The organism is Flavobacterium circumlabens (genome assembly GCF_004345565.1).
Taxonomy (GTDB): domain Bacteria; phylum Bacteroidota; class Bacteroidia; order Flavobacteriales; family Flavobacteriaceae; genus Flavobacterium; species Flavobacterium circumlabens.
In genome coordinates, this window is record NZ_SLWA01000006.1 from 215,372 (window position 1) to 229,930 (window position 14,559).

The 14,559-nt window shown below is 35.5% G+C and carries 9 protein-coding genes; 1 reads left to right on the plus strand and 8 read right to left on the minus strand.

The window, feature by feature from the left end:
* Positions 1 to 44 precede the first annotated feature (44 nt).
* The 7 genes from acs to EV142_RS15735 form a co-directional block, all read right to left on the minus strand.
* Complete coding sequence (gene acs, locus EV142_RS15705; protein ID WP_132036794.1) at positions 45 to 1,955, minus strand: acetate--CoA ligase; 1,911 nt, start codon at positions 1,953 to 1,955, stop codon at positions 45 to 47.
* A 503-nt stretch (positions 1,956 to 2,458) separates the two neighbouring features.
* Positions 2,459 to 3,928 carry a ketol-acid reductoisomerase gene (gene ilvC, locus EV142_RS15710; RefSeq protein ID WP_132036795.1) on the minus strand — a complete coding sequence of 490 codons (1,470 nt, stop codon included), beginning with the start codon at positions 3,926 to 3,928 and terminating at the stop codon, positions 2,459 to 2,461.
* 43 nt (positions 3,929 to 3,971) lie between these two features.
* Entirely contained in the window at positions 3,972 to 4,493 is a 522-nt protein-coding gene (gene ilvN, locus EV142_RS15715) for an acetolactate synthase small subunit (protein WP_132036796.1), read from the minus strand.
* A 93-nt stretch (positions 4,494 to 4,586) separates the two neighbouring features.
* Positions 4,587 to 6,275: a biosynthetic-type acetolactate synthase large subunit gene (gene ilvB / locus EV142_RS15720; protein WP_132036797.1), complete on the minus strand. Its 1,689-nt coding sequence runs from the start codon at positions 6,273 to 6,275 to the stop codon at positions 4,587 to 4,589.
* Positions 6,276 to 6,435: 160 nt separating this feature from the next.
* A complete protein-coding gene (gene ilvD, locus EV142_RS15725) occupies positions 6,436 to 8,109 on the minus strand; it encodes a dihydroxy-acid dehydratase (protein ID WP_132036798.1) in 1,674 nt (557 codons plus the stop codon).
* A gap of 267 nt (positions 8,110 to 8,376) precedes the next feature.
* Complete coding sequence (gene leuB / locus EV142_RS15730) at positions 8,377 to 9,495, minus strand: 3-isopropylmalate dehydrogenase (protein ID WP_132036799.1); 1,119 nt, start codon at positions 9,493 to 9,495, stop codon at positions 8,377 to 8,379.
* Positions 9,496 to 9,590: 95 nt separating this feature from the next.
* Positions 9,591 to 10,766, minus strand: coding sequence for a 2-isopropylmalate synthase (locus EV142_RS15735; RefSeq protein WP_132036800.1), 1,176 nt, complete (start codon positions 10,764 to 10,766; stop codon positions 9,591 to 9,593).
* Between the two features lie 155 nt (positions 10,767 to 10,921).
* Between EV142_RS15735 and EV142_RS15740 the strand changes: the two genes are divergently transcribed.
* The gene (locus EV142_RS15740) at positions 10,922 to 12,466 is read left to right on the plus strand and encodes a hypothetical protein (RefSeq protein WP_132036801.1); all 1,545 of its coding nucleotides are present in this window, start codon (positions 10,922 to 10,924) and stop codon (positions 12,464 to 12,466) included.
* Between the two features lie 353 nt (positions 12,467 to 12,819).
* On the opposite strand, the gene EV142_RS15745 is transcribed toward EV142_RS15740, so the two are convergent.
* A complete protein-coding gene (locus EV142_RS15745) occupies positions 12,820 to 14,475 on the minus strand; it encodes a M1 family metallopeptidase (RefSeq protein WP_132036802.1) in 1,656 nt (551 codons plus the stop codon).
* Between the last annotated feature and the right edge of the window lie 84 nt (positions 14,476 to 14,559).

A 14,559-nucleotide genomic window follows, 5' to 3' on the forward strand; every position in this document is an offset into this window, starting at 1 on the left:
AAGAGGCATTTTTATTTTTTAAATTTATAGTGAACGAACTTCTTTTAAGCAATTCTGTCTTTTGTAATTTCTTCAACAACCTCAGGGTTCAACAAAGTTGAAGTGTCTCCAAAATTAGAAAAATCTCCTTCCGCAATTTTACGCAGAATTCTACGCATAATTTTTCCGGAACGCGTTTTTGGTAATCCCGAAACGAATTGAATTTTATCTAATTTAGCAATTGGTCCAATATGATCCGAAATATACTGATTGATTTCTTTTGATAAATTTTCTTTATTTCTAACCTCTCCAGTTTCTTTCAGAATCACATAACCATATAAGGCATTTCCCTTAATTTCATGAGGAAAACCAACAATGGCAGATTCTGCAACTGCAGGATGCTCGTTAATAGCATCTTCGATAGGAGCTGTTCCTAAATTATGTCCGGAAACAATCACAACATCATCAACTCTTCCTGTAATTCTGTAGTAGCCTACTTCATCTCTTAGAGCGCCGTCACCTGTGAAATATTTCCCTGGAAAAGCAGAAAAATAAGTTTCTTTATAACGTTCATGATCTCCCCAGATTGTTCTGGCGATTCCCGGCCATGGAAATTTAATACATAAACTTCCTACCACTTGATTTCCTTCAATTTCATTACGTTTTTCATCCATTAAAACAGGTTGAATTCCAGGTAATGGTAAAGTTGCATAGGTTGGTTTTGTTGGTGTTACAAACGCAATTGGTGAAATCATGATTCCACCTGTTTCTGTTTGCCACCAGGTATCTACTACGGGACATCTTTTGTCTCCTACGTGGTCATTGAACCAGTGCCATGCTTCTTCGTTGATTGGTTCTCCAACAGATCCAATAACTTTAAGCGATTTTAGAGGATATTTTTGAATATAATCTAAGCTTTCTTTTGCTAATGAACGGATTGCAGTTGGCGCCGTATAAAATTGTGTAATTTTATGTTTTTCGATGATATCCCAAAAACGGCTGAAATCAGGATAAGACGGAACGCCTTCAAAAATTACGGTTGTTCCTCCGTTTAATAAGGGTCCGTATAAAATATAAGAGTGACCTGTAATCCAACCGATGTCTGCCGTACACCAGAAAATATCATTTTCTTCGTGACTGAAAACATTTTTAAAAGTATAAGCAGTATAAACCATATACCCGGCTGTGGTGTGGACCATTCCTTTAGGCTTTCCTGTTGATCCGGAAGTATACAAAATAAACAAAGGATCTTCGGCGTCCATGATTTCAGCAACACTATTATCTATAGCTGCATCTAATAAAGGCTGTAACCAAAAGTCACGACCGTCTTTCATTTTAACTTCAGTCTGAGTTCTTTTAACTACTAAAACTTTAGAAACACATGGACAAGTATCCAGTGCTTCATCTACAATTCCTTTTAGATCGATAGTTTTGTTTCCTCTGTAACCGCCATCTGAGGTGATTACCATTTTACACTCGCAATCGTTGATTCGTGCAGATACAGCAGATGCTGAAAATCCTGCAAAAATCACAGAGTGAATAGCTCCGATTCTGGCACAGGCCAATACAGCCACTGCTAATTCCGGAATCATTGGTAAATAAATACAAACCCGGTCTCCTTTGCGAACTCCCTGCTCACGCAAAACGTTGGCCATTCTTGACACACGCTCATAAAGTTCGTTATATGTGATATGTAAAGCAGTTTCTGAAGGATCGTTTGGTTCAAAAATGATTGCCGTTTTTTCTCCTCTTTTACTTAAATGCCTATCGATGCAATTTTTAGTAATATTTACTTTTGCTTCCGTAAACCATTTTACTTCAGCATCAGCCATATTGAAATCTACAACTTTTTCCCATTGCTGGTACCATGTGAAATTTTCTTCTGCTATTTTCCCCCAAAATTTCCTTGGTTCCCTTATTGACTTATTGTAATGTTTAAAATATTGTTCTAAATTTTCAATTTTATAATAACTCATATGTTTTTGGAATTTTTTTATAAATGTATTAAATATCAGCGTATTCTTAAAATTATTTAATTCATAAATTTTAGCATAAAAAAACATATATTAAAAAAAATGTAGTTTTTTTATGAATTTAATATAAAAATTAAGGTTTTATGATAAATTGATTATCACAAAAAAGGCACAATATATAAATATCATGCCTTCTTCTTTTTAACAATTTCAATAACAATTAATTTTCTTTTGTAATTCTGCATTACAATGCTTTGTTCTATTTTGAAAATAGCAGCATCTTTATTAATTAATATAGAAATCCATACAAGTACATTTATTACTAAACATACCCCATTCTTCGGGATTACCTTCACTTAACTTACAAACTCACAGAAGTTAAGTGAATACAATATGCATCTATATCCATATTATCTTAATAAGTGCTTACTAATTCAAAATATTACATAAAACAGAGATACAGTGCAAATCCCATCACAGTCGATTGTGTGGTAATTCCCAATTTATTATCCAATTTTTTTCATTGCAGTCATCGATTCTCTCAACCATGCTCCTACTTCTTCGATAGGATGCTGACGGATTTCTTTGTTTACTGCAATTAAAACAGCATTATCTACTCCGTTTGAAGTCGAGAATGGTTTTCCTATTACGTTTGTTTCTACTTTTTTCATGAATTCAGTCAATAACGGTTTACAGGCATGGTCAAATAAATAACAACCATATTCTGCTGTATCTGAAATAACACGGTTCATTTCAAATAATTTTTTTCTGGCAATTGTATTGGCAATCAATGGTAATTCATGCAAAGATTCATAGTAAGCTGATTCTTCAATGATACCGGCTTCTGTCATAGTTTCAAAAGCCAATTCAACTCCGGCTTTTACCATTGCAATCATCAAAACGCCATTGTCAAAATATTCCTGTTCAGCAATCGGAGCTTCCTGCGGAGCTGTTTTTTCGAAGTTCGTTTCTCCGGTTGCAGCTCTCCATTTCAATAAGTTCACATCATCATTGGCCCAGTCGATCATCATCGTTCTGGAGAATTCTCCTGAAATGATATCATCCTGATGTTTTTGAAATAACGGACGCATAATATCTTTTAATTCATCGGCAAGCTCGTAAGCTTCAATTTTTGCCGGATTTGAAAGTCTGTCCATCATATTGGTGATTCCACCATGTTTCAACGCTTCTGTGATTGTTTCCCATCCGTATTGGATTAATTTTGAAGCATAGGCAGCATCAATTCCTTTTTCAATCATTTTATCAAAACATAAAATAGATCCGGTTTGTAATAAACCGCAAAGAATGGTTTGTTCTCCCATTAAATCTGATTTTACTTCAGCAACAAATGATGACTTCAAAACTCCTGCTTTATGTCCACCAGTTGCTACAGCATAAGCTTTTGCCTGATCTAAACCAAAACTGTTTGGGTCATTTTCAGGATGAACTGCAATAAGAGTGGGTACACCAAAACCTCTTTTATATTCTTCACGAACTTCGGAACCCGGGCATTTAGGGGCACACATGATTACTGTAATATCTTTACGAATCTGCATTCCTTCTTCCACAATATTAAATCCGTGAGAATAAGCCAATGTAGAACCGTTTTTCATTAATGGCATAATCGCAGTAACAACCGCAGTATGTTGTTTATCCGGAGTCAGGTTACAAACTAAATCAGCAGTTGGGATTAATTCTTCATAAGTACCCACTTTGAAACCATTTTCTGCAGCATTTTTATAAGAAGCTCTTTTTTCGGCGATTGCATCAGCGCGTAGTGCGTATGAAATGTCCAATCCAGAGTCTCTCATGTTTAAACCTTGATTCAAACCTTGTGCACCACAACCTACAATCACAACTTTTTTTCCGGCTAAAGCTGCAATTCCGTCTGCAAATTCTGATTGCTCCATAAATTCGCAAACGCCTAATTGTTCTAATTGTAATCTAAGTGGTAGTGTGTTGAAATAATTTGCCATTTTTTTTAATAATATTTAATGAATGTGTAATTTAATATTGATACTATTTAAGTGCTTCTAACATGGTTGAAATTTCCATTTTCTCTTTAGAAACCGATATTCTTCCCGAACGCACAAATTGCATAATGCCGTACGGTTTGAATTTTGCATATAATTCTTCGATTTCAGAGCGTCTTCCTGATTTTGAAATCACAAAGAAATCGCGGGAAACCGTCACAATTGTCGATTGGCTTTCCTTGATAATGTTCTGAATTTGTTTTTCATCAAATAACAAACCTGAAGCGATTTTAAACAAAGCATTTTCTAAATAAATCGTCTCTTCATCGGTGTGATAAAATGCTTTTATCACTTCAATTTGTTTTTCAATTTGTCCAACAATATTCTGAACCCATTTCTCCGTTGTATTGACCACAATGATAAATCTGGAAACATTCTCTATTTCTGATTCTGAAACGTTTAAGCTTAATATATTAATGTGACGCTTTAAGAATATTCCTGATATCCTGTTCAACAAGCCCACGTTATTTTCCGAGTATACCGATATGGTAAATGTTTTATCTTCCATGTAATTTTTGTTTAAAGTTTATTTTGTTTCAGGTTTCAGGTTTCACGTTGCTGAGAACTTGAAACTTGAAACTTAAAACTTGAAACTTCTATTTTAGCTTAATCTAATTTGAGAAACACACGCTCCTGTTGGAATCATCGGAAATACATTGTTTTCTTTTTCAACCATAACTTCAAGGAAATAAGAATCTTTTGAAGCCATCATTTCAGCAACAGCAGCATCTAAATCTTCGCGTTGTGTTACTTTTTTAGATTTAATGTAATACCCTTCGGCAATTGCTACAAAATTTGGATTAATCATATTTGTTGAAGCATATCTGTTATCAAAGAACAATTCCTGCCACTGACGCACCATTCCTAAGAATTCATTGTTTAGCACCACAATTTTTACCGGAACTTTGGTCTGAAAAATGGTTCCTAATTCCTGAATGGTCATCTGAAAACCACCGTCTCCAATAATTGCCACCACTTCGCGATCCGGTCTTCCCATTTTAGCTCCGATTGCAGCCGGCAAAGCGAATCCCATTGTTCCCAAACCACCGGAAGTAATATTACTTTTAGTGGAATTAAATTTAGCATATCGACAGGCAAACATCTGGTGCTGACCCACATCTGAAACCATGATCGCATCACCTTTGGAGTGTTTATTGATCATTTCGATGGTTTCTCCCATGGAAATACCTTTATTATTGGTCGGATTTAATTCTTCCTTTATAACGGAATCAAATTCGATTTGATGTTTTTCTTTGAATTCGTTGTGCCAGGCTGCATGAGAATTGTCATCAATTAGAGGCAATAATGCATTTAAAGCTTCTCTTACATCTCCTAAAACGGCTACTTCGGTTTTTACGTTTTTATCTACTTCAGCGGGATCAATTTCAAAATGAATTACTTTCGCCTGTTTGGCGTAAGTCTTCAAATCTCCCGTTACACGGTCATCAAAACGCATTCCTAATGCAATTAAAACATCACATTCGTTAGTCAGTAAATTAGGGCCATAATTTCCATGCATTCCTAACATTCCAACATTTAAGGGGTGATCTGTCGGCAAAGCAGAAAGTCCCAAGATGGTCCATCCTGCCGGAATTCCTGATTTTTCAATTAATGCTTTCAACTGTTCTTCGGCCTGACCGAGAATAATTCCCTGACCAAAAACGATGAATGGTTTTTTAGCGCTATTAATGATAGCGGCAGCTTCCGCTACTTTATCTAGTTTTAATTTCGGAACCGGAACATAACTTCTGATACTGGTACATTTTTCATAACTAAATTCAAACTCATCAAACTGAGCGTTTTTAGTGATATCAATTAAAACCGGCCCAGGACGTCCGGAACGTGCGATGTAAAATGCTTTTGCAATGATTTCAGGGATCTCGGATGCTTCTGTAACCTGATAATTCCATTTGGTTACAGGAGTCGAAATTCCGATGATATCGGTTTCCTGAAAAGCATCAGATCCCAATAAATGTTTCCCAACCTGCCCGGTGATACAAACCATTGGAGTTGAATCAATCTGAGCATCTGCAATTCCTGTAACCAAGTTTGTTGCTCCGGGTCCTGAAGTAGCGATTGCAACCCCAACTTTCCCTGTAGCTCTTGCATATCCCTGAGCTGCGTGTGTCGCGCCTTGTTCGTGGCGTACTAAAACATGGTGTAACTGATCCTGAAATTTATATAATTCGTCATAAACCGGCATTATGGCCCCTCCCGGGTATCCGTAAACCAGGTCTACTCCTTCTGCTAACAAACATCTTATAACGGCTTCTGCCCCTGATATTTTCATAGTATATTTTTTTTATCAATTTCAATGTCAATTTCAAAAATCACTGGCAATCTAAAAAATCAATTTCAAGCTAAATTGATCTTTTATGTTTCTATTTTTTATTGCTCTTGATTTTTTTTCATTGCTATTGTAATTGATTTTTGAAATTGTTATTGTATAATTATTTATCGGTAACGCAACCTGTAGAGGCGCTGGAAACCGATCTGGCGTATTTAAGCAAAACTCCTTTTGAAACTTTTAAAGGAGGCTGAACCCAACTCGCTTTACGAGCTGCAAATTCTGCGTCGGATATTTTCAGGTCGATTGTATTTTTCACAGCGTCAATAGCAATTAAATCGCCATCTTTAACAAGTGCAATACCACCACCATCATAAGCCTCGGGTGTTACGTGTCCTACCACAAATCCATGTGAACCTCCCGAGAATCGGCCATCTGTAATCAGTGCTACACTGCTTCCTAATCCGGCGCCAATAATTGCCGATGTAGGTTTTAGCATTTCAGGCATTCCCGGACCACCTTTTGGTCCACAATACCTGATGACGACTACATTACCCGGTTTTATTTTTCCGGCTTCAAGCCCCGGAATTACTTCAAATTCGCCTTCAAACACCACTGCTGTACCTTCAAAATATTCTCCTTCTTTACCGCTGATTTTTGCAACAGCTCCTTCAGTTGCAAGGTTTCCGTATAAAATCTGAATGTTTCCGGTTGGTTTCAGTGCTTTCTGAATTTCATGAATTACTTCCTGACCATCTTGTAAATCCGGAGTAGCTGCTAAATTCTCCGCTACTGTTTTTCCTGTTACAGTCAGACAATCTCCGTGAATTAATCCAACTTTCAATAAATATTTCATTAATGAAGGAATTCCTCCGACTGCATGAATATCTTCCATCATGTATTTACCACTAGGTTTCATATCAGCAAGTACAGGTGTTTTATCACTTATTGCCTGAAAATCATCCAGTGTAATTTCGATATCAACGGCATGAGCCATTGCGATTAAGTGCATCACCGCATTTGTAGAACCTCCTAAAACTGCTACAATTGTAATAGCATTTTCGAAAGCTTTGCGCGTCATGATATCTCTTGGTTTAATATCTTTTTCTAATAAAATTTTAATAGCAGCTCCGGCAGCAAGACATTCGTCTCTTTTTTCCTGGCTTAAAGCAGGATTTGATGAGCTGTATGGCAAACTCATTCCCAATGCTTCAATGGCAGATGACATTGTATTTGCTGTGTACATTCCACCACAGGCACCAGCTCCCGGACAGGCATTCTGAATTACGCCTTTAAAATCTTCGGGAGTAATTTCGTTTTTAACTTTTTTTCCTAAGGCTTCAAAAGCAGAAACGATATTAAGAGATTCCCCTTTCCACTTTCCGGAGTGAATAGATCCTCCGTAAACCATAATCGACGGACGGTTTACTCTTCCCATTGCGATTAAGGCTCCGGGCATATTTTTATCGCAACCCGGAATGGCAATAATACTATCATACCATTGCGCTCCCACTACAGTTTCAATAGAATCTGCAATTACATCGCGGGAAACCAGCGAAAAACGCATTCCTTCAGTTCCGTTTGAAATTCCGTCACTTACACCAATGGTATTAAAAATAAGTCCGACCAGATTTGCATCCCAAACACCTTTTTTAACCTCTTTTGCTAAATCATTCAGGTGCATGTTACAAGTGTTACCATCGTAACCCATGCTCACAATACCAACTTGTGCTTTTTTCAAATCTTCTTCAGTTAAACCAATACCGTACAACATTGCTTGCGCCGCAGGTTGTGTCTGATCTTGAGTGATGGTTTTGCTGTACTTATTTAATTCCATTATTGTATTATTTATTTTAATTTTTATTCAAAAAAAAACCTTCCAGTATTTGGAAGGTTTGTCATATAGTTTTTCAATTATATTTATACCATTCCCGATGCAGATGTGTTAAACACATTGACAACAACGACAGAAGTAATAATAATTGAGATTTGCATCATTAATTTTTTAGTGTTACAAAAGTATAGAAACTTTAAGTACTAAAAAAATAAAATCTCAACATTTAAGATACTTCTTGTTATTTATTGCATTATTTTAATACAAAAATTAAACAATCGTCGATTGTCCGATATGAACGTTATCATTATTGAAATACAGTAAATCGTCTTTACTGAATATAAAATTGGAAACAAACTCCCCTACTTCATTGGTACCGAATTTTGAATCTGATTTTAAGTCCGTTGTAACCACTTTAAACTCTATTGCTTTTTCAACAGCCTGATGAATTACATTTGCTTCTTTAAATAATCCGAAATGTTCCAACAACATTGCGGCAGATAAAATAGAAGCAATTGGATTGGCAATGTTTTTTCCTTTTGCCTGAGGATAAGAACCGTGAATAGGCTCGAACAACGCATTTTTTTCTCCCAAAGATGCCGAAGCCAGTAAACCGATAGAACCTGTAATTACGCTGGCTTCATCAGATAGAATATCTCCAAATAAATTCTCTGTCAAAATCACATCAAATTGTTTTGGGTTTAAAATGATCTGCATAGCTGCATTGTCTACAAATAAAAAGTCTAAGGCTACATCCGGATAATTTACGCTCACTTTCTGCACTACTTTTCTCCATAATCTCGAGGTTTCCAAAACGTTTGCTTTGTCTACCATGGTTAACTTTTTGCGTCGGTTTTGTGCCGATTTAAAAGCTAAATGTGTAATTCTGGTAATTTCTTCTTCTGAATATTCACATAAATCTGAAGCATGTGTTCCTTCTTCATTTAATGTTTTAGCTCCAAAATAAGCACCACCTGTTAATTCTCTGAAAATAGTAAAATCAGCTCCTTCGATAATTTCTCTTTTTAAAGGAGAAGCATCGAGCAATGATTTGTATGGTTTTATAGGACGAATGTTCGCAAACAAACCCAATTCTTTACGCAGTTTTAACAATCCCTGCTCCGGACGAACTTTTGCATTTGGATTATTGTCATATTTAGGATCTCCGATCGCTCCAAACAAAACCGCATCTGTATTTAGACAGAGATTCAGGGTTTGTTCCGGCAAAGGATTTCCTGTTTTGTCAATAGCGATAGCTCCCATTAGGGCTTCTTCAAAAACAAATTCATGATTGTACACTTCACCAATGGCATATAATGCTTTTTTGGCTTGTAAAATTACCTCTGGTCCAATTCCGTCTCCCGGTAAAACTGCTATTTTCAAATTCATAACGTCTCGTTCTTTATGTATTTAAATCTCTATTTTTTCTTTCTTCTTTGTTCTATTCTCTTTATTCTATTTTCTTTATTCTATTTTCTATTCAACTAGCTTCTGATTAAATCGCCTTCAATTTTAGAAGCTTCAATAATTTGATGAATGTCTACATCTAAAACTTCTTTTTTGATATCAGCAAATTTCAAAAACTCAATATATACAATGTCCAATTGTACTTTTGTAAGCTCGTAACCTACTTTTTTAGCACGGTAAGCCAAAGCAGCTCTTCCGCTTCTTGCTGTAAGAATAATGGAAGATTCATTTACACCCACATCAAGCGGATCCATGATTTCATAAGTTGCTCTGTTTTTGATCACTCCATCCTGGTGAATTCCTGAACTGTGTGCGAAAGCATTTGCACCAACAATTGCTTTATTTGGCTGAACGATCATTCCCATACTTTCAGAAACCAAACGGCTCATTTCGTTCAATTCTCTTGTATTGATATTGGTATCTAAATTTAAGTAAGGATGCTGCTTGAAAATCATTACGACTTCTTCAAGAGCAGTATTTCCGGCTCTTTCTCCAATACCATTAATAGTACATTCTATTTGTCTCGCTCCGTTTATGGCTCCTGCGATTGAATTTGCAGTGGCCATTCCTAAATCATTATGACAGTGGCACGAAAGGATTACGTTTTCGATACCTTTTACGTTTTCTTTTAAATATTTAATTTTTGCTCCGTATTCATCAGGCAGACAATATCCTGTCGTATCCGGAATATTTAATACAGTTGCTCCGGATTTAATTACTTCTTCACAAACTTTTGCAAGGAAAGCGTTATCCGTTCTACCGGCATCTTCTGCATAAAATTCAACATCTTCTACATAAGATTTTGCATGAGATACAGCATATTTTGCCCTTGCAATAATATCTTCTCTGGTGGTATTTAATTTATGGAGTATATGAGATTCAGATGTTCCGATTCCTGTGTGGATTCTGGGTCTTTTAGCGTGCTTCAGGGCGGCTGCGGCAACATCAATGTCGTTTTTTACGGCTCTTGTCAGTCCGCAGACGGTTGCGTTTTCTACTATTTTACAAATCTCAGAGACGGATAAAAAATCGCCCGGGCTTGACACAGGAAAACCTGCCTCGATAACGTCAACTCCCATTTTGTCAAGTCTTTCTGCGATAACTAATTTTTGTTTCGTATCTAACTTACATCCCGGGACCTGCTCACCATCGCGCAAAGTGGTGTCAAAAATTTGAACTTTCTCTCTATTCATATTCATTTATTTAATGTAATTTCACATCTTGATAACAAATATATATTGTACATTATAAGTATGAAATTCATTTTAATGAAATTATACTGTTCATAAAACAATTTATACGCTATTAAACAACTAACAACCAATAAGTTACATTATTATATTTTACAATGGCTAACCATCAAAAAGATTTCTTATTTGTTCTGATAAAATCACTTTCAAAATCTGAAAAAAGACAGTTTAAAATTTTTGCAAGTCGTTTGGAGACGAGTTCAAATACAAAATTTATTGAATTGTTTAATATTTTAGATAAGTCTGAAAACTACGATGAAAGGCTGATCCTGAAGAGCGGAATCATTAAAAAAGTACAGCTATCTAACTTAAAATCATACTTATACAAACAAATTTTGGTAAGTATACGGTTGAATATTCCAAGTCAGAACATAAGATACCAATTGCGGGAACAAATCGATTTTGCGGTAATCCTGTATAACAAAGGATTGTACAAACAGAGTCTGAAAATTCTGGATAAAACAAAAATTATCGCGCTTGAAAATGATGAAAAATATATGGCGTATGAAATTGTAGAATTCGAAAAACTAATAGAATCGCAATATATTACAAGAAGTATTCAGGGTCGCGCCGACGAATTGGTGATTCAGGCGAAAGAATTGAATTATCGCAATACTATTTCGAGTAAATTATCAAATTTATCGCTTCAGCTCTACGGAATCATGCTGAAAACAGGTTACGTAAAAAGTGATGAGGAGTATAAATATATCGATGACTATTTCAACAAACATATTGCAAAATTAGACGAAAGCAAATTTGGTTTCCGTGAGAAATACTGGTTTTATAATGCTAATCTCTGGAGAAGTTTCCTTGTTCAGGATTTTTTAGCAAGTTACAAATATGCCTATAAATGGGTTCGGCTGTTTTACGATAACCCGAATATGATTATTCAGAATCCGGTATTTTTCCTAAAGGGAAATCATTACTTTCTGGAGTCTTTATATATGTTGAAATACAAATCGAATTTCAAGAAATACCTGGCGCTTTTGGAAGAAACGATTGAGGATCCCAAATTTCCCGTAAACGATAACATTGCATCGCTATCATTTCTATACGTTTATAACAATAAGCTCAATTTGCACATTCTGGAAGGTACTTTTGCAGAGAGTGAATACCTGATTCCGGAGATTTTAGAAAAAATAAAAATACACAGTGAACATCTGGATGAACATCACGAAATGTTGTTCTACTATAAGATTGCTTCTATTTATTTTGGTAATGAAAAGTATACGGAATGTATTTATTATCTGGATAAAATCATCAATAATAAAAACTTATCCATGCGCGAAGATTTAATGTGTTTTGCGAGACTTTTGTCTCTAATTGCACATTATGAGCTTGGAAAAGATTATTACTTAGAAAACAACATTAAAAACACGTATAAGTTTCTAATCAAAATGAACGACCTACATGAAGTTCAAAAAGAAATTATCAAGTTTTTGAGAAACCTGAATAATTTATATCCTGCGGACATCAAAAAGGAATTTATCAAGATGCGCCTGCGTTTTATTGAATTGGAGAAAAATACTTACGAGAAAAGGGCTTTCCTGTATCTGGATATTATTTCCTGGCTGGAAAGTAAAATTGAGAACCGAAAAATTGCTGATATTATTAAGGAAAAAGCAAAACTGAATAGTCGCTAGGGGTTTGAAATTCCAATTTTTTTTTTTGAATTGCTTCGCTGTTCGCTAGCGCTTGGGTCCAAATTCCAAAATAAAGTGAACCTGTCAGGTTTACTTTTACTATAGTTTTGTCATTTCGACGGAGGAGAAATCTCCACAAGAGGCTCCACAAAGACTGGCGACTTTCTTTGCGGAGTTTCTCACGAAGATTTCTCCTTCGTCGAAATGACATACTTTGGGTTATAAAGTTTATCTACAACAACCCGACAAGTTTTTAAAACTTGTCGGGTTTAAAAATAAAAAAATCCCAAACTCCTCCTGATAATTATCGGTTGGAATTTGGGATTTTTACTATTGAAATTTATACTTCAGTGTTATTCCACAATATTAGCACTCGTTACATAAAAGTTTTTATCAACTTCCAGAGTTCTGTTTTCATTGGTAGTTTTCTCTGATTGCCATTCTGTTGTTGGTTTTAACCAGGTTTCAATACCATTGATTTTAACTTTTACCGGCATATCAAATTTAGCAACACAGTTGGTCCAGTGGTAGCCTAAATTTCCGTTTTTAAACATATATTCAAAAACCGGAATTTTGGTTGTCGTTAAATACTGTGCGAAAACCCTGTTGAAATTAATTCCTGATTGTGTATTGATATACTCCTGAATTTGCTTGGAAGTAACAGTCTGATGGTAAAAAGTACTGTTCAAACCTCTTAAAATCGACTTCCATTTTGCATCATCATTAATTACCTGACGAATGGAATGCAGCATGTTGGCTCCTTTTGGATACATATCGCCGGAACCTTCATTATTCACATCATAATTCCCAATAACGGGTTTATCATTATGAATACCGTTTCTACAACCAATTACATATTCAGCTCCGGCTTCTTTTCCATAATAATATTCAACAAAAAGACTTTCAGAATAGCTTGTAAAACTCTCATGAATCCACATGTCTGCTATGTCTTTGTACGTAATATTGTTCGCAAACCATTCATGTCCAGATTCATGGATAATGATAAAATCGAATTTTAATCCCCAGCCTGTTCCACTTAAATCACGGCCTAAATAACCATTTTTAAAACCATTTCCGTAAGTTACGCAACTTTGGTGCTCCATACCTAAATAGGGAGCTTCAACCAATTTATAACTGTCTTCGTAAAACGGATAAGGTCCAAACCAATTTTCAAAAGCTTTCAGCATTCTTGGAGCATCTTTAAATTGTTCTTTAGCTTTGTCCAAATTGTCTCTTAAGACATAATAATTACAATCTAAATCTCCTTTTTCTCCCTTGTATTTCTCTGAAAAATTTACGTAATCACCAATATTAATATTTACCCCATAATTATTAATCGGATTCGAAACATACCAGTTAAAGGTTTTCGTACCGTCTTTTTCTTTTTTAACGCTTTTCAATCTTCCATTCGAAACATCAGTCAAATCTCCCGGAACATTTACACTGATCAGCATATTCTCGACTTCATCGTACATATGATCTTTATTTGGCCACCAGACACTTGCACCAAGGCCCTGACAGGATGATGCAATAAAATCTTTTCCGTTTTTATCTTTTTTCCAGGTAATTCCTCCATCCCATGGCGGTTTTACGGCTTCTTTAGGTTTTCCTCCAAAAGAAATTACAATTTCTTTGGTTTCTCCTACTTTTTGCGCGGCAGTCAGTTCAATAAAAAAAGCATTTCCCTCTCTGACAAATTTCTGTTCTTTTCCGTTCTGGGTTACTTTATAAATCTGCATGGGTTCCTGCAAATCAATCTGCATTCTGTTATTAGACGATAAAACAGTATAACGAACTGTATTAGATCCCGTTATCGTTTTTTCAGAAGGATTAACTTTCACATCCAGGTGATAGTATTTTAAATCCCACCAGGCTCTTTCTTTTGTAATGCTTCCGCGTAAAGTATCCTGATGTGTAAAAACCATTTCAGACTTATTTAAAAGTCCTTGTGCGTTGGCAGTAAAACCAAAAACGGAGGCGATAAAAACGCCGGCAAAGTATTTTTTCATACGAACTAAATATTTTCTTTTAATCGAAATAAAGAAGGCATTTCAACCTGCTTATGTCTCAACAAATGTAAACATTCGAATCAA